Annotated in this window: 16 protein-coding genes; 12 read left to right on the top strand and 4 right to left on the bottom strand. The window is 68.5% G+C overall.

What is annotated here, in order from left to right; translation table 11 throughout:
* Positions 1-133 precede the first annotated feature (133 nt).
* The 10 genes from ccmA to ACI766_RS18810 all read left to right on the top strand — a co-directional run bounded on the left by ccmA (position 134) and on the right by ACI766_RS18810 (position 7689).
* Positions 134-835, top strand: coding sequence for a cytochrome c biogenesis heme-transporting ATPase CcmA (gene ccmA / locus ACI766_RS18855; RefSeq protein ID WP_023086439.1), 702 nt, complete (start codon positions 134-136; stop codon positions 833-835).
* Positions 832-1503, top strand: coding sequence for a heme exporter protein CcmB (gene ccmB / locus ACI766_RS18850; protein WP_003083130.1), 672 nt, complete (start codon positions 832-834; stop codon positions 1501-1503). Before ccmA ends, ccmB begins: the two co-directional genes overlap by 4 nt.
* A 122-nt stretch (positions 1504-1625) precedes the next feature.
* Positions 1626-2384, top strand: a complete 759-nt coding sequence (locus ACI766_RS18845) for a heme ABC transporter permease (RefSeq protein ID WP_003083135.1) — start codon at positions 1626-1628, stop codon at positions 2382-2384.
* Complete coding sequence (gene ccmD / locus ACI766_RS18840) at positions 2381-2557, top strand: heme exporter protein CcmD (protein ID WP_003083136.1); 177 nt, start codon at positions 2381-2383, stop codon at positions 2555-2557. The genes ACI766_RS18845 and ccmD overlap by 4 nt, the downstream gene beginning before the upstream one ends.
* Positions 2554-3042, top strand: coding sequence for a cytochrome c maturation protein CcmE (ccmE, locus tag ACI766_RS18835; protein ID WP_003083137.1), 489 nt, complete (start codon positions 2554-2556; stop codon positions 3040-3042). The genes ccmD and ccmE overlap by 4 nt, the downstream gene beginning before the upstream one ends.
* Positions 3043-5016, top strand: coding sequence for a heme lyase CcmF/NrfE family subunit (locus tag ACI766_RS18830; protein WP_003107324.1), 1974 nt, complete (start codon positions 3043-3045; stop codon positions 5014-5016). It begins immediately after the preceding gene.
* Between the two features lie 3 nt (positions 5017-5019).
* Positions 5020-5562 carry a thiol:disulfide interchange protein DsbE gene (gene dsbE / locus ACI766_RS18825; RefSeq protein ID WP_003083138.1) on the top strand — a complete coding sequence of 181 codons (543 nt, stop codon included), beginning with the start codon at positions 5020-5022 and terminating at the stop codon, positions 5560-5562.
* A complete protein-coding gene (gene ccmH, locus ACI766_RS18820; RefSeq protein ID WP_003087150.1) occupies positions 5559-6026 on the top strand; it encodes a cytochrome c maturation protein CcmH in 468 nt (155 codons plus the stop codon). Before dsbE ends, ccmH begins: the two co-directional genes overlap by 4 nt.
* Positions 6023-7246, top strand: a complete 1224-nt coding sequence (gene ccmI / locus ACI766_RS18815; protein WP_003083145.1) for a c-type cytochrome biogenesis protein CcmI — start codon at positions 6023-6025, stop codon at positions 7244-7246. The genes ccmH and ccmI overlap by 4 nt, the downstream gene beginning before the upstream one ends.
* Before the next feature lie 26 nt (positions 7247-7272).
* Entirely contained in the window at positions 7273-7689 is a 417-nt protein-coding gene (locus ACI766_RS18810; protein WP_003087156.1) for a hypothetical protein, read from the top strand.
* A 3-nt stretch (positions 7690-7692) separates the two neighbouring features.
* Here ACI766_RS18810 and ACI766_RS18805 read toward each other — a convergent pair whose 3' ends face one another.
* Positions 7693-8499 (bottom strand): helix-turn-helix transcriptional regulator, encoded by an 807-nt coding sequence (locus ACI766_RS18805; protein WP_003083150.1) that lies wholly within the window; start codon positions 8497-8499, stop codon positions 7693-7695.
* A gap of 200 nt (positions 8500-8699) precedes the next feature.
* Here ACI766_RS18805 and ACI766_RS18800 point away from each other — a divergent pair, with 200 nt between their 5' ends.
* Both ACI766_RS18800 and ACI766_RS18795 read left to right on the top strand, forming a co-directional pair.
* Positions 8700-10067, top strand: coding sequence for an APC family permease (locus tag ACI766_RS18800; RefSeq protein WP_003117793.1), 1368 nt, complete (start codon positions 8700-8702; stop codon positions 10065-10067).
* 13 nt (positions 10068-10080) lie between these two features.
* Positions 10081-11181, top strand: coding sequence for a P1 family peptidase (locus tag ACI766_RS18795; RefSeq protein WP_003083160.1), 1101 nt, complete (start codon positions 10081-10083; stop codon positions 11179-11181).
* Between the two features lie 7 nt (positions 11182-11188).
* Here ACI766_RS18795 and ACI766_RS18790 read toward each other — a convergent pair whose 3' ends face one another.
* Genes ACI766_RS18790 through ACI766_RS18780 form a run of 3 tightly spaced genes read right to left on the bottom strand, consistent with a single transcriptional unit; the run spans position 11189 to position 15259 of the window.
* On the bottom strand, positions 11189-12604 hold the full coding sequence (locus ACI766_RS18790) for a glycerol kinase (protein WP_003083163.1): 1416 nt from the start codon (positions 12602-12604) through the stop codon (positions 11189-11191).
* A 20-nt stretch (positions 12605-12624) separates the two neighbouring features.
* Positions 12625-13863 (bottom strand): NAD(P)/FAD-dependent oxidoreductase, encoded by a 1239-nt coding sequence (locus ACI766_RS18785; RefSeq protein WP_033871717.1) that lies wholly within the window; start codon positions 13861-13863, stop codon positions 12625-12627.
* The gene (locus tag ACI766_RS18780) at positions 13850-15259 is read right to left on the bottom strand and encodes an NAD(P)/FAD-dependent oxidoreductase (RefSeq protein WP_087823996.1); all 1410 of its coding nucleotides are present in this window, start codon (positions 15257-15259) and stop codon (positions 13850-13852) included. Before ACI766_RS18780 ends, ACI766_RS18785 begins: the two co-directional genes overlap by 14 nt.
* Between the last annotated feature and the right edge of the window lie 75 nt (positions 15260-15334).

Genomic DNA, 15334 nt, shown 5'->3' with positions numbered 1-15334 from the left:
ATAATGCCGCGCCTGTCAAACAGGCTGGCCGCGTCGTCACCAGTATAGCGGCCGTGTTTATCCCGACTTTAGGGTCTGTTCCGTGAAGGCCTCCGGCGCCGCGACGAGGAGAGACGCTTGGCGATGTTGTTCGATGTCCGATCCTGCTGAAGTCCCCACAGCCAGCCCCTTGCTGGAAACCGTCGGGCTCGCCTGCGAGCGCGACTGGCGCATGCTGTTCGAGCGCCTCGACCTGCGCCTGGCCGCCGGCGAGATGTTGCAGGCGGTGGGTCCCAACGGCAGCGGCAAGACCAGCCTGCTGCGCCTGCTGTCCGGACTGATGCAGCCGACCGCCGGGGAAGTCCGCCTGAACGGCCGGCCGCTCGCCGAACAGCGCGGCGAACTGGCCCGCAGCCTGCTGTGGATCGGCCACGCCGCGGGAATCAAGGGCCTGCTCAGCGCCGAGGAGAACCTCACCTGGCTCTGCGCGCTGCACCAGCCGGCCAGCCGCGAGGCGATCTGGCAGGCCCTGGCCGACGTCGGCCTGCGTGGCTTCGAGGACGTTCCCTGCCACACCCTTTCCGCCGGCCAGCAACGCCGCGTGGCGCTGGCCCGCCTGTACCTGGACGCACCGCCCTTGTGGATCCTCGATGAACCCTTCACCGCCCTCGACAAACAGGGGGTGGCGCAACTGGAAGCGCACCTGGCCGGGCATTGCCAGCGCGGCGGGATGGTGGTGCTGACCACCCACCACAGCCTGCAGCAGATGCCCGCCGGCTACCGCGAGCTGGACCTTGGTGCGCTCAAGGCGGCCAGCGGCGCGACGGTCGAGCCGGCGCTGGGCGACCCGGCATGAGCAACGTCTTCAGCCTGCTCCTGGCGCGCGAGGCGCGCCTGCTGTTCCGCCGACCGGCGGAGCTGGCCAATCCGCTGGTGTTCTTCGCCATCGTCATCGCCCTGTTCCCCCTGGCGGTCGGGCCGGAGAGCCAATTGCTACAAACCTTGTCGCCCGGCCTGGTCTGGGTGGCGGCGCTATTGGCCGTGCTGCTCTCGCTGGAAGGGCTGTTCCGCAGCGATTTCGAGGACGGTTCTCTGGAACAGTGGGTCCTTTCGCCGCACCCCCTGGCTCTTCTGGTGCTGGCCAAGGTGCTGGCACACTGGCTGTTTTCCGGGCTGGCCCTGGTCCTGATGTCGCCGCTGTTCGCGCTGATGCTGGGCCTGCCGGCCCGTTGCATACCGGTGCTGCTGCTTTCCCTGTTGCTCGGTACGCCGGTGCTGAGCCTGCTCGGCGCCGTCGGCGCGGCCTTGACCGTGGGCCTCAAGCGCGGCGGCCTGTTGCTGGCGCTGCTGATCCTGCCGCTGTACATCCCGGTGCTGATTCTCGGTAGCGGGGCGCTGCAGGCTTCGCTGCAGGGACTGCCCAGCAGCGGACATTTATTGTGGCTGGCGAGCCTGACGGCGCTAGCATTGACACTCACGCCATTCGCCATCGCTGCCGGCCTGAAGATCAGCGTAGGCGAGTGAGTCCGCCCGCCGAAGGCATCGGCGGGCGTGCGGTACCGGGCGGCTGTGCCGCCCACGCTTGACCCGGGCTGGCAGCGGAAGGTCTGCCCGGTATTTCCAAAGAGCCCTGTAAACAGAGCCTGATGATGAATTGGACATGGTTTCACAAGCTTGGGTCGCCCAAGTGGTTCTACGAGATCAGCGGCCGCTGGCTGCCCTGGTTCGCCGTGGCGGCGGCGCTGCTGATCGTCACCGGCTGCGTCTGGGGGCTGGCCTTCGCGCCGCCGGACTACCAGCAGGGCAATAGCTTCCGCATCATCTATATCCATGTGCCGGCGGCCTTCCTCGCCCAGTCCTGCTACGTCATGCTGGCCGTGGCCGGTGCCGTCGGGCTGATCTGGAAGATGAAGATCGCCGACGTGGCGGTGCAGTGCGCGGCTCCCATCGGCGCCTGGATGACCTTCGTCGCGCTGCTTACCGGGGCCGTCTGGGGCAAGCCGACCTGGGGCGCCTGGTGGGTCTGGGACGCGCGCCTGACGGCGATGCTGATCCTGCTTTTCCTCTATTTCGGCATCATCGCCCTCGGCCAGGCGATCAGTAACCGCGACAGCGCGGCCAAGGCCTGTGCCGTACTGGCCATCGTCGGCGTGGTGAACATCCCGATCATCAAGTACTCGGTGGAGTGGTGGAACACCCTGCACCAGCCGGCCACCTTCACCATCACCGAGAAACCGGCGATGCCGGTGGAGATGTGGTTGCCGTTGCTGATCATGGTCCTCGGCTTCTATTGCTTCTTCGCGGCCATGCTGCTGGTGCGCATGCGCCTGGAAGTGCTCAAGCGCGAGTCCCGCACCGCCTGGGCGAAAGCCGAGGTGAAGGCCCTGGTGGAGAAGGCACGATGAGCTTCGAATCGTTCGGCGACTTCCTCGCCATGGGCCATCACGGTCCCTACGTCTGGTCGGCCTACGGCATCAGCCTGCTGGTGCTGGCGATCAATGTCGCCGAGCCGCTGCTGGCCCGGCGCCGCTACCTGCAAGAAGAGGCGCGTCGTCTGCGCCGGGAGGCCCAGCAGTGAATCCGGTCCGCAAGAAACGTCTGATCATCGTCCTCGCCATCGTGGTGGGCGTCGGCGCTGCGGTGGGCCTGGCGCTGTCGGCCCTGCAACAGAACATCAACCTGTTCTACACCCCGACCCAGATCGCCAACGGCGAAGCGCCGACCGACACCCGCATACGCGCCGGCGGCCTGGTGGAAAAGGGTTCTCTGCAACGCAGCGAGGATTCGCTGAACGTGCGTTTCGTGGTCACCGACGGCGCCAAGGAAGTGACCATCGCCTACCATGGCATCCTTCCCGACCTGTTCCGCGAGGGGCAGGGCATCGTCGCCCTCGGCAAGCTGGGCGGCGACGGCGTGCTGGTGGCCGATGAAGTGCTGGCCAAGCACGACGAGAACTACATGCCGCCGGAAGTCACCAAGGCGCTCAAGGACAGCGGCCAACTGAAGCACTACGAGAACGGCAAGGCCGCCGGCGAGACCTCGTACAACCAGGAGGGCAAGTAGATGATCCCCGAACTCGGCCACCTGGCCCTGATCCTCGCCCTCTGCCTGGCCCTGGTGCAGTCGAGCTTGCCGCTGGTCGGCGCCTGGCGCGGCGACCGCCAGTGGATGAGCCTGGCGCGCCCGGCGGCCTGGGGGCAGTTCGCCTTCCTCGCCTTCGCCTTCGGTTGCCTGACCTGGGCCTTCCTGCGCGACGACTTCTCGGTGGCCTACGTGGCCGGCAACTCCAACAGCGCGCTGCCCTGGTACTACAAGTTCAGCGCCGTCTGGGGCGCCCACGAAGGTTCGCTGCTGCTCTGGGCGCTGATCCTCGGTGGCTGGACCTTCGCCGTGTCGATCTTCTCCCGGCAACTGCCGGAGGTCATGCTGGCCCGCGTGCTGGCGGTGATGGGCATGATCAGCACCGGCTTCCTGCTGTTCCTGATCATCACCTCCAACCCGTTCAGCCGCCTGCTGCCGCAGACCCCGATGGACGGCAACGACCTCAACCCTCTGTTGCAGGACGTCGGCCTGATCGTCCACCCGCCGATGCTCTACATGGGTTACGTCGGATTCTCGGTGGCCTTCGCCTTCGCCATCGCCGCACTGCTCGGCGGCCGCCTGGACGCCGCCTGGGCGCGCTGGTCGCGGCCCTGGACCCTGGTGGCCTGGGCCTTCCTCGGTATCGGCATCGTGCTCGGCTCCTGGTGGGCCTACTACGAGCTGGGCTGGGGGGGCTGGTGGTTCTGGGATCCGGTGGAAAACGCCTCCTTCATGCCCTGGCTGGTCGGCACTGCACTGATCCACTCGCTGGCGGTGACCGAGAAGCGCGGCGTGTTCAAGAGCTGGACCGTGCTGCTGGCGATCGCCGCTTTCTCCCTGAGCCTGCTGGGCACCTTCCTGGTCCGCTCCGGCGTGCTCACCTCGGTGCACGCCTTCGCCTCCGACCCGGAGCGCGGGGTGTTCATCCTCGCCTTCCTGCTGCTGGTGGTCGGCGGCTCGCTGACCCTGTTCGCCCTGCGCGCGCCGGTGGTCAAGAGCCAGGTCGGCTTCGCCCTGTGGTCGCGCGAGACCCTGCTGCTGCTGAACAACCTGGTGCTGGTGGTGGCGGCCTCGATGATCCTCCTCGGGACCCTCTACCCGCTGCTGCTCGATGCCCTCAGCGGCGCCAAGCTGTCGGTCGGCCCGCCGTACTTCAACGCCATGTTCCTGCCGCTGATGGCGGCGCTGATGGCGGCCCTGGCGGTCGGCGTGCTGGTGCGCTGGAAGGACACCCCGAGCCGCTGGCTGCTCGGCATGCTGACCCCGGTGCTGGTGGCCAGCGCGGTCCTGGCGGCGGCCGGTTCGATGTACTTCGGCGATTTCAACTGGGCGGTGCTGGCGGTGTTCCTGCTGTCCGCCTGGGTGGTCCTGGCCGGTTTCCGCGACTTCCTCGACAAGACCCGGCACAAGGGCGTGCTGGCCGGCGCCCGCAGCCTGACCCGCAGCTACTGGGGCATGCAACTGGCGCACCTGGGCATCGCCGTGTGCGCCATCGGCATCGTCCTCAGCAGCCAGTACAGCGCCCAGCGTGACCTGCGCATGTCGCCCGGCGACACCGTCGAACTGGGCGGCTACCACTTCCTCTTCGACGGCGCGAAGCACCACGAAGGGCCGAACTACACCTCGGACAAGGGCAGCATCCACGTCAGCCGCGACGGCAAGGAGATCGCCACCCTGCATCCGGAGAAGCGCCTGTACACCGTGCAGAGTTCGATGATGACCGAGGCAGGGATCGATGCCGGCTTTACCCGCGACCTCTACGTGGCGCTCGGCGAGCCGCTGGAGAACGGTGCCTGGGCGGTGCGCGTGCACGTCAAGCCGTTCGTCCGCTGGATCTGGTTCGGTGGCCTGCTGATGGGCCTCGGCGGCGCCCTGGCGGCGCTCGACCGGCGCTACCGGGTGAAGGTGAAAACACGTGTGCGCGAGGCCCTGGGCCTTGCCGGTCAGGGAGCCTGAGTCTTGAAACGAGCGATTCTGCTGCTGCCGCTGGGGATCTTCCTGATCGTCGCGGTGTTCCTCTTCCGCGGCCTCTGGCTGGACCCCAGCGAGCTGCCCTCGGCGCTGATCGGCAAGCCGTTCCCGGCCTTCGACCTGCCCAGCGTGCAGGACCCGGCCCGGCGCCTGACCGAGGCCGACCTCAAGGGCAAGCCGGCGCTGGTCAACGTCTGGGGCACCTGGTGCCCGTCGTGCCGGGTCGAGCACCCGGAACTGACCCGACTGGCCGAGCAGGGCGTGGTGATCTACGGGATCAACTACAAGGACGACAACGCCGCCGCCATCAAGTGGCTGAACGAGCTGCACAATCCCTACCTGCTGAGCATCAGCGACGCCGACGGCACCCTGGGCCTGGACCTGGGCGTGTACGGTGCGCCGGAAACCTACCTGATCGACAAACAGGGCATCATCCGCCACAAGATCGTCGGGGTGGTCGACCAGAAAGTCTGGCGCGAGCAACTGGCGCCGCTGTACCAGCAACTGCTGGACGAGCCGGAGGCCCGATGAAGCGTTTCCTCGTCACCGCGCTGCTCGGTCTCGCCCTCTGCGGCGTGGCCCGGGCCGCCATCGACACCTACGAGTTCGCCAGCGACGCCGAGCGCGAACGCTTCCGCAACCTGACCCAGGAACTGCGCTGCCCGAAGTGCCAGAACCAGGACATCGCCGACTCCAACGCACCGATCGCCGCCGACCTGCGCAAGCAGATCTACGGCCAGTTGCAGCAGGGCAAGAGCGACGGCGAGATCGTCGACTACATGGTTGCCCGCTACGGTGATTTCGTTCGCTACAAGCCGCCGGTCAACGAGCGTACCTGGCTGCTCTGGTTCGGTCCGGGCGCCTTGCTGCTGTTCGGCGTGCTGGTGATCGGCGTGATCGTCCTGCGCCGCCGGCGCACCGCTGCCAAGGTGCAAACCACCCTGTCCGCCGAGGAGCAAGCGCGCCTCGCCAACCTGTTGAAGAACGACAAATGATCGATTTCTGGCTCGCTGCCGGCCTGCTGCTGCTGGCGGCCCTGGCATTCCTGCTGATTCCGCTGCTGCGTGGCCGTCGCGCCCAGGCCGAGGAAGACCGTACCGCCCTGAACGTCGCGCTTTATCAGGAGCGGATCGCCGAGCTGGCCGGCCAGCAGGCCGCCGGCACGCTGACCGCCGAGCAACTGGAGAATGGCCGCGCCGAGGCTGCCCGCGAACTGCTCGCCGACACCGAGGGCAGCGGCGAAGAGCGTAGCTCGCGCCTGGGCCGGGCGGTCCCGCTGGTCGCGGCGCTGCTGGTGCCGTTGGTCGCGCTCGGCCTGTACCTGCATTGGGGCGCCAGCGACAAGGTCGAGCTGGCCCGCGAATTCGCCCAGGCGCCGCACTCCATGGAAGAGATGACTGCGCGCCTGGAGCGCGCGGTACAGGCCCAGCCGGATTCCGCCCAGGGCTGGTACTTCCTCGGTCGCACCTACATGACCCAGGAACGCGGCGCCGATGCGGCGCGGGCCTTCGAACGCGCCGCCGAACTCAGCGGGCGGCAGCCGGAAGTGCTCGGCCAGTGGGCGCAGGCACTGTATTTCTCCGGTGGCAAGAAAATGACCGCGCAGATCAAGGCCCTGGCCGACGAGGCGCTGAAGGGCGACCCGGCCGAAGTGACCACCCTTGGCCTGCTCGGCATCGCCGCCTTCGAAGAGCAGCGCTACGCCGACGCCATCGGCTTCTGGGAGCGCCTGGTGTCGGTGTTGCCGAACGAGGACCCGGCACGCTCGGCGATCCAGGGCGGCATCCAGCGCGCCCGCGAGCGCATGACCGAGGCCGGGCAGACTCCGCCGGCGCCGGCCGCGCCCGCTGCCGCCGGGGTGACCCTGACGGTGAAGGTGGATATCAGCGACGCGGTGAAGGGCCAGGTCAAGGCCGACGACAGCGTGTTCGTCTTCGCCCGCGCCGTCGGCGGCCCGCCGATGCCGTTGGCAGTGAAGCGCCTGACCGTCGCCGACCTGCCGGCCGAGGTCAGCCTGAGCGATGCCGACGCCATGATGCCGCAGCTCAAGCTCAGCGGTTTCCCGCAGGTCGAGCTGGTGGCACGGGTATCCCGCGCCGGCAACGCCATCTCCGGCGAGTGGATCGGACGCGGCAAACCGTTGTCTACTGCCCAGTCGTCGGCGCAAGCGCTGACCATCGACGGCCCGGACCAGCCCCAGGCGGCCCGGCCATAACGACAATCGGTTGGGGAGGTGCGGCGGTGAAGGCGAAGTATCTGGGTCTGGCGATTCTCCTGGGCGGTCTCGGCGGGTGCGTGGTGCATCCGCCGCAGACCAGCGAACCGCCGGCCTCGCTGCCGCCGCAGAGCCAGCCGCAGCCCGGTCCGTCCAGCGCGCCCGGCGCCACCCCGCCGCGCATCACCCCGCAACCGCAGACTCCGGCGCAGCCCAGCCGCTCGCGTCCGCAGTTCGCCCCGCCGCCAGGCGGCAAGGGCGTCTGGGACGGCAGCCTGGGGGTCTACGTGATCCGTGGCGAGCGCGATCTCTACTACCGCCAGCGCACCTACTACCGGTGGGACGGCGGCTGGTTCTGGTCCACCAGCCCGCAGGGTCCATGGACCGAGACCGACGCTCGCGGCATCCCGCCCGGTCTCAGCCGGCGCTACGCCAATCCATGATCCCTAGGGGTTCTCCGGGTCGTGCCCGAGCGACTGTATGAACAGCGAGAACAGCTCCGGTTGCGAGGAAATGTCCAGCTTGGCGTACAGGTGGCGCCGATGGACCTTGATCGTCTCCGGCGAGATCGCCAGGCGCTCGGCCATGGCCTTCGACGAGTAGCCGCGAAGGATCAGGCGGGCGATCTCCAGTTCCCGTTCCGATAGCACGCTGGCGCCGAAGTGGCTGAGGGCGTCGCGTATCTGCGTGGCCATCTCTTCCTGCGGTGCAGCCGGCAACAGGCGCTGGCTGCGTTGCTGCCAGTGCTGCTGCATCAGCGCCAGGACCCAGCTCGAGAGCAAGCCGAGCATCCCGCATTCCTCGTCGGCGAACATCCTCTGCATGCCCAGCGACAGCGACAGCGCGCCCTGGCCGGGCACCTGTAGGATGAACTGCACCTCGTCCTCCAGAACGTTGTCGTGGAAGTAGCTGAGGTAGTACTCGCTCTGCCGGAAATGGTCCGGGGCGATCTCCTCGAGGCGGTACAGGCCGCTGGCCAGGCCTTCCCGGCAAGCCTGGTAGAAGGGGTCGAGCAGGTACAGCCCGTTCAGGTAGGCGAGCATCGAGGCCGGCCCGGCGTGCGGTTCGGCGTCGTATTCCTCCAGGGCCACCGGCACGCCGTTGGCGGGGTAGAAGATCGCCAGGGCGTTGTCGAACGGCAGGTGCTGGCGCAGCAGCAGGATCAATTGCTTCCAGAAACGGTTGCCGCCGATCTGTTCGATGGCGCGGCCCAGGCTGGCGTGCATGCCGATGTCCCGGAACAGGGTGTGCATCCGTATTCGCTCCACGGTGGGTTTTCGCAGGCTCCGGTTTGCGGCTTTTCCACCCGCCGCGTCAAGGGGCGTAACCCCAAAGGGTGATTGGCCCGTCGGTTCCGCGCTCCTAGAGTCGGCGCATAACCAGCGCCCCGGCAAGGGGCCGCCGCGAGTCTCCGTTACTGCCTCAACTTCAATAACAATCAGAGGACAACGACATGAGCTCTTCCCCCGCGCCCGAAAGTGCGCTGAAACCCACGCTGGGCGTGTTCGACGTGGTCGCCATCACCGTTTCCGCGGTCACTCCCGCCAGTTCCGTCTTCGTCATCGCCCCCTTCGCCATCCAGCAGGCCGGCACCGGCGCTTTCTGGGCCTTCGCCCTGGCCGGGGTGCTGGCGCTGATGTTCGCCTGGTGCTATGCCGAGCTGGGCAGGGCGCACAGCACCGCCGGCGGCGAGTATGTCTACGCCAAGCGGGTGTTCGGCGGCTTGGCCGGCTACGCCACCTTCCTCACGGTGCTGGCGATGCTGCTGTTCATCCCGCCGGTGCTCGCCACCGGCGCGGCGACTTACCTGAACGCTGCCCTCGGCACCCACTTCGATGCGCAGACCGTGGCCCTGGCGATCGTTGCCTTCAGCTACCTGCTGGGCATCCTCAACATCCGCGTCAACGCCTGGGTCACGGGTACCTGCCTGCTGCTGGAAGTGGCGGCGCTGCTGGTGATCGTCGGCCTCGGTTTCGGCCATGCACAGCAACCGGCGAGCGTCCTTCTGCAGCCGCAGGTAGTCGGCGACGGCGGGCTGCTGGCGATCGCACCCTGGGCATTGGTGATCGGAGCGGTCGGTACCGCGCTGTTCTCCTACAACGGTTTCGGCGGCGCGGTGCTGCTCGCCGAGGACATGAAGGACGGCGGCCACAGCGTGCATCGCGCGGTGCTCTGGTCGCTGGCGCTGGTGGTGCTGATCGAGATCGTCCCGCTCGCCGCGCTGCTGATCGGCGCGCCGTCGCTTCCGGCGATGCTCGCCAGCCCCGATCCGATCGGCTACCTGTTGAACAGCCATGGCAACGAGACGCTGTCGCGCCTGGTCAGCGCGGGAATCTTCCTCTCGGTGTTCAACGCCATCGTCGCCATCGTCATCCAGAGCGCCCGGGTGATCTTCAGCAGCGGTCGCGACGCGCTCTGGATGCCGGCGTTGAACCGTGCCTTCACCCGTATCCATCCGCGCTGGGAATCGCCCTGGCTGGCCACGCTGTTCCTCGCCATTCCCTCGGCGGCGCTGAGCTTCAGCTCCAACCTGGCCGAACTGACCTCGTTCACCGTGTTGCTGATCGTCATGGTCTACCTGATCGTCGCCCTCTGCGCGCTGTTCAGCCGGGTGCTGCGGCGCGACCGCGAGCATCCCTACCGGATGCCGCTGTGGCCGCTGCCGGCGCTGCTGGCGGCGAGCGGGGCGGGATACCTGCTGCTCAACCTGTTCCTGGCGGCCTCGGCCAGGGACGTGATGATCATCGTCGGACTGCTGGCGGTGTCGGTGATTCTCTACTGCACCTACGGCAAGCTCAGTCCGGCGTTCCAGAAGCTTTGAAACAGGAGTCCGCATGCGCGCTCGACAACTTGGCATCACCCTCGGCCTGGGCACTCCCGGCCCGTTCAACGCGATCACCGACGTTCCCGGCGTGCGCGTCGGCCACAGCACCCTGAACCAGCGGATCGACGGCAGGCAGGTTCGCACCGGCGTCACCCTGGTCCAGCCGCGCGCCGGTGCGGCGCGCCTGCAACCCTGCTTCGCCGGCTGCCATGTGCTCAACGGCAACGGCGACGCCACGGGCCTGGAGTGGATCCGCGAGGCCGGCCTGCTGACCACCCCGATCGCCATCACCAATACCCACAGCGTCGGCGCGGTGCGCGACGCGCTGATCGCCGAGGAGCGCGCCGAACTCGGCGACAGCGGGCTGTACTGGTGCATGCCGGTGGTGATGGAGACCTTCGACGGCCTGCTCAACGATATCTGGGGCCAGCACGTCGGCGCCCGCCAGGTCGGCGAGGCGCTGGCCTGCGCCGAGTCCGGACCGGTCCGCGAAGGTTCGGTGGGCGGCGGTACCGGGATGATCTGCCACGAGTTCAAGGGTGGCATCGGTAGCGCATCGCGGCGGCTTCCGGCGGAGCAGGGCGGCTGGACGGTGGGCGCGCTGGTCCAGGCCAACCACGGCCAGCGCCGCGAGCTGCGGGTCGACGGCTATCCTGTCGGCCGCCGGTTGGGCGACATCCCCTCGCCGTTCAGCGAGGAAGGCACCCCGGGTATGGGCTCCATCGTGGTGATCCTGGCCACCGATGCGCCGCTGTTGCCGCACCAGTGCCAGCGCCTGGCGCAGCGCGCCTCGATCGGCATCGCTCGCACCGGCGGTGGCACCGAGGACTCCAGCGGCGACGTGTTCCTCGCCTTCGCCACCGGCAACCAGGACCTGCCGCCAGCCGACTATGCACGCAAGGACCTGCCGCAGAGCACGCCGCTGCGGATGCTCAACAACGACCACATCTCGCCGTTGTTCGCCGCGGCGGCGGAGGCGGTGGAAGAAGCCATCGTCAACGTGCTGCTGGCCGGCGAGGACATGCGCACCGAGGACGGCCGGCTGGTGCCCGCGCTGAAGGGGGAGAGGCTCCTGGCGGCGCTGCGCGAGACCGGCTGGCCGGGACGCTGAAAGCGGCTCAGCGCCAGCCGCGGGTGCGCGCCACCGCTTCGCTGAAACGCACCTGCCAGCGCCGGGCGGTGCCGGCGTCGACCCGCGGCTGGAACTCCGTGCGGGTATTGCGCGGCTCCGCCAGCTCGTAGCCGAGGCCACGCGCGGCAAGGGCGGCGCAACCGAAGGCGGTGAGTTCGTCGAAGCGCTGGGTGACGATGCGCCGTTGCAGGCTGTCGGCGAGGAACTGGGCGAAGTAGGGGCTGCGCGCCAGGCCGCCGTCGATGGACAGGCGGTCGGTGACCTTCAGGTAGCCGTCCATCGCCTGGATCACCTCGGCGCTGCGCAGCACCACGCCTTCGAGCAGGGCCTGGCAGAGGTCCTCGCGGCGGGTGCCGGCGTCCATTCCCAGCCACATCGCGCCGGCGCTGCGGTCCCAGTGCGGGCATGCGAGTCCCGACAGGGCCGGGACGAAGGCCAGGCCGCGCTCGATGGCCGGCGGCCGGTCGAAGCCGGCCAGTTCCGAGAAGTCGCTGAACAGGCCGAGACGCCCGGCCCACTCGACCGCGGCGCTGGCGTCGTAGACCCCGCCGTCCATGGCGTACACCGGTTTGCCATCGATCTGCCAGGCGATGGTGGCGAGCAGGCCTGTCTCCGGCGAGCGGATGATCCGCTCGCCGCTGAGAGTCAGGGCGAAGGCGCCGGTGCCGAAGGTGATCTTCGCATCACCGGGCTGGCGGCAGCCGTGACCGTAGAGCGAGGCCTGCTGGTCGACCACCGAGGCCGTCAGCGGGGTGTTGCCGATCACCCCGAAATGGCCGACGGTATCGCGGATTTCCGGCAGGCACTCGATCGGCACGCCGAACAGGGCGCACAGGTCGGGGTCCCAGCGGCCCTCGGCGAGGTTCATCAATGCGGTACGCGAGGCGGTGGTGACGTCGGTGGCGAAGGTTCCGCACAAGCGGTCGAGAAACCAGGCATCGCTGGTTCCCAGGCGCAGGCGGCCTGCCTTCAAAGCCCTGCGAGCGGCCGGAAGGTGCTCGACGATCCAGCCCAGCTTGCTGGCCGAGAAATAGGCGTCGAGCGGCAGGCCGCTGCGTTCCAGGACCAGCGCCTCGGCGCCGCTGGCGCGTAGACGCTCGATGTGCGGGGTGGTGCGGTTGTCCTGCCAGACGATCAGCGGCGACAACGGCTCGCCGCTGCGGGCGTCCCAGGCCATGCAGCTTTCGCCCTGGTTGGCGAGGCCGATGGCGTCGACCCGGCCGCTGGCCTCCAGGCAGCGTTGCAGGTTGGCCAGCAGTTCCAGCGGATCGTGCTCGACCCAGCCGGACTGCGGATGGTGTTGCTGGTGGCGCAGCGCCAACTGAATATCGGCGCTGCCGTCCTGGCTGGCGACCAGCACGCGGGTACTGGTGGTTCCCTGGTCGAGGGCGGCGATTCGCATGGTCGGTTCTCTTCGCGGGTTCAGTGGCCGGAGGTGAGGAAGGCGACTTCCAGGCGCCGGGTGTCCGGCGGTAGGCGCAGGGCGGCCAGCGGCACCAGCAGGCGGCGCTCCGGCAGACAGGACAGGGCACGCTCCCACACCGGGCGACCATCGGCCAGGATCCGCAGGCGGCCGCTGGCAGCCTCGCTTACGCGTAGCTGCAGATGCGCCAGGCCGGGTGTCGGGTCGGCCAGCAGCCGCTGCGGCACGCACAGCTTGAGCGGACCACTGCAATCGATGGCTATGCCAGGTGCGGCACTCGGCAGTTCGGCCCGCAGGTCGGCGGCCAGCAGGCCGGCGATCCTTCGTCCCTCGCGGAACGACCAGCCGGCGGTCTCGATCGGCCGGAGCAGGTTGCCGGCGGCGAAATAGGTGGGGTCGGAGCAGCGGCCGAACTGATCGATGCGCGGGCCGCCGCTGGCCGGGTCCAGTTCCAGGTGGCTGAGGCGGACCAGGCTCGATTCGGGAACGAAGCGTCCGCTGAGGAGGATGCCGTCGCAGGCGATCCGTTCGACGCGCCCGTCGCCCAGGCGTACCCGCGCCGCCTCGACCCGGCCGCGGCCTTCGATCTCCAGCAGCTCGCTGGAGAAGTGCATCGGTACTCCGCACAGCCTGGGAAACAACGATAGCGGCCAACGCGCAGTGGCCCGTGCGTTGCGTTCGAGCATGGCCACCGGGCGGATGCCGGCACGCCGGCAACTCATCACGGCGGACAGGCTGACCAGCTCGGTGCCGACGATCAGCGGCCGTTCGAACGGCTTCAGGCCTTGCAGATAGAGATAGGCTTGCAGCGCGCCGGTATTGATCACGCCCAGTGGCCGGTCGCCGCCCAGCAGGCGCGCCGAGCGCGGCGTCTCGCGTGCGCCGGTGGCCAGCAGCACGCGTGTCGCGCGCAGACTGCGCGGGCCTTCCGGGGTGGCCAATTGCAGCAGGCCGGCGGCGGCGAGAGCAACCACGCTATGGCGCAGGCGGATATCCACCCCGGCCCGTTCGGCCTGTTCGACGTTACGCTGTGCATAGGCCGGGCCGGTCAACAGGCGGCCGTGTTCGCGCAGGCCGAACGGCGGATGCGCGCAATGCCGGGGTATACCGCCGGCCTCGCCGTCGCGCTCCAGCACGCAGACCCGGGCGACGCCCTGGCGGCGTAGTTCGATGGCGGCTGCCAATCCGGCGGGACCGCTGCCGACGATGGCGACGTCGACCTGTTCAGTGATGCTCATGGCAACTCCCGGTGGCGAGGGGCTGGGCGAGGCGGCCGGCGCTCAGCTCGGCGACCCGCGCGTTGCAGTAGAAACCCTGGCAGCGTCCCATGCAGGCGCGAGTGCGACGCTTCAGGCCGCCGAAGTCGCCGGCTGGCAGCGGGCCTTCCAGGGCGGCGAGGATTTCCCGGCGGGTGACCATCTCGCAGTGGCAGACGATCTCGTCGTAGCCGGGACGCTGCCAGTCGCGCGGCAGGTGTTCGGCGAGGTTCGGTACCTGTGGCCAGAGCGGCTCGCGAACCGCTTCGTGGAAGCGCTCGCCCTGGTAGAGACGATAGACGTGGCGTGCGATGCCCAGCGCCGCGGTGAGACCGGTGGAACGGATGCCGCCGACACTGATCCAGTTGCGTCCGTCGACCTTGCGGATGCGGTATTCCTTCTTTTCGCTGGCCGGTCGCAATCCTGCGTAGGTGGCGGTGACCGGCATGCCGCGCAGGCCGGGGATCCGCTCGACGGCGGCGTCGATCAGTCGCTGCAGGGTGTCGCTGTCGACCCGTGCCTGTTCGCGGTCGTCCTGTTCCTCGGCGGTGGGGCCGGCGAGCAGGTTGCCGAAGACAGTACGGGTGAATACCACCCCCTTGGTCCGCTCGTTGGGTACCGGTAGCAGGATGTGCCGCAGCAGCGCCGCGGCGGCCTTGTCGAAGACCACGAACTGGCCCTTGCGCGGATGGATGGCGAAGCTCGCCGCGCCGAGCAGGCGCTGTTCCAGTTGGTCACCGAAGAGTCCGGCGCAGTTGATTACCTGGCGCGCGCGCAGATCGCCGCGGCGGGTATGCAACAGCCATTCGCCGCCGTCGAAGGCGCCGTCCAGCACTTCGACGTCGAAACAGGCCTCGGCGCCATGGGCCAGCGCCTGTTGCAGATAGGCGAGCGGCGCGGACCAAGGGTCGACCAGATGTTCCCCGGGGACCCGCACCGCGCCGAGCACGCTGCCGGCCAACTGCGGCTCCAGCGCCAGGACCTCGTCGCGACCGACCTGGCGGACGTCATCGACACCGTTGCCGTGGGCCTGCTCGACGATAGCCGGCAGGCGCGCCAGATCCTCGTCGCTCCATGCCGCCACCAGGGCGCCGGTTTCCAGCAGCGGCAGGTTGAGGCGCGCATGGATGTCGCGGTATTCGCGATAGCCCTCCTGCATGCAGGCCAGTTCGATGCTGCCGGGCGGCGCGTCGAAACCGGTATGGAGGATCGCGCTGTTGCCCTTGCTGGCACCGGAGAGGATGTCGGTGCTTTTTTCCAGCAGGACCACCCGCGCACCTTCCAGGGCGAAGCGGCGGGCCATGGCGCAACCCACCACGCCAGCGCCGATCACTGCAACGTCGAAGATCGCGGTCTTTGTCGCAAGCGGCTCAGTCATCGTTTCTGCCTGTTTCTTTTGGTATCAGTTTGCTTTTTGACCGTAACACTGATTTTCACACAGAATTCTATGTGA

This window comes from Pseudomonas sp. DL (assembly GCF_047199225.1).
In the GTDB taxonomy this organism is placed as follows: Bacteria; Pseudomonadota; Gammaproteobacteria; order Pseudomonadales; family Pseudomonadaceae; genus Pseudomonas; species Pseudomonas aeruginosa.
Note: the sequence above shows the minus strand (reverse complement) of the source record. Positions and strands in the feature narration are given on the sequence as shown.

Excerpts from the sequence above, each read along its gene's own strand:
- ccmD (WP_003083136.1), top strand. The coding sequence starts at position 2,381 with ATGAGCTTCGAATCGTTCGGCGACTTCCTCGCCATGGGCCATCACGGT.
- ccmH (WP_003087150.1), top strand. The coding sequence starts at position 5,559 with ATGAAGCGTTTCCTCGTCACCGCGCTGCTCGGTCTCGCCCTCTGCGGC.
- ACI766_RS18785 (WP_033871717.1), bottom strand. The coding sequence starts at position 13,863 with ATGAGCATCACTGAACAGGTCGACGTCGCCATCGTCGGCAGCGGTCCC.
- ACI766_RS18780 (WP_087823996.1), bottom strand. The coding sequence starts at position 15,259 with ATGACTGAGCCGCTTGCGACAAAGACCGCGATCTTCGACGTTGCAGTG.
- ccmA (WP_023086439.1), top strand. The coding sequence starts at position 134 with ATGTCCGATCCTGCTGAAGTCCCCACAGCCAGCCCCTTGCTGGAAACC.
- ccmI (WP_003083145.1), top strand. The coding sequence starts at position 6,023 with ATGATCGATTTCTGGCTCGCTGCCGGCCTGCTGCTGCTGGCGGCCCTG.
- ACI766_RS18805 (WP_003083150.1), bottom strand. The coding sequence starts at position 8,499 with ATGCACACCCTGTTCCGGGACATCGGCATGCACGCCAGCCTGGGCCGC.
- ACI766_RS18830 (WP_003107324.1), top strand. The coding sequence starts at position 3,043 with ATGATCCCCGAACTCGGCCACCTGGCCCTGATCCTCGCCCTCTGCCTG.
- ccmB (WP_003083130.1), top strand. The coding sequence starts at position 832 with ATGAGCAACGTCTTCAGCCTGCTCCTGGCGCGCGAGGCGCGCCTGCTG.
- ACI766_RS18795 (WP_003083160.1), top strand. The coding sequence starts at position 10,081 with ATGCGCGCTCGACAACTTGGCATCACCCTCGGCCTGGGCACTCCCGGC.
- ACI766_RS18800 (WP_003117793.1), top strand. The coding sequence starts at position 8,700 with ATGAGCTCTTCCCCCGCGCCCGAAAGTGCGCTGAAACCCACGCTGGGC.
- ACI766_RS18845 (WP_003083135.1), top strand. The coding sequence starts at position 1,626 with ATGATGAATTGGACATGGTTTCACAAGCTTGGGTCGCCCAAGTGGTTC.
- ACI766_RS18790 (WP_003083163.1), bottom strand. The coding sequence starts at position 12,604 with ATGCGAATCGCCGCCCTCGACCAGGGAACCACCAGTACCCGCGTGCTG.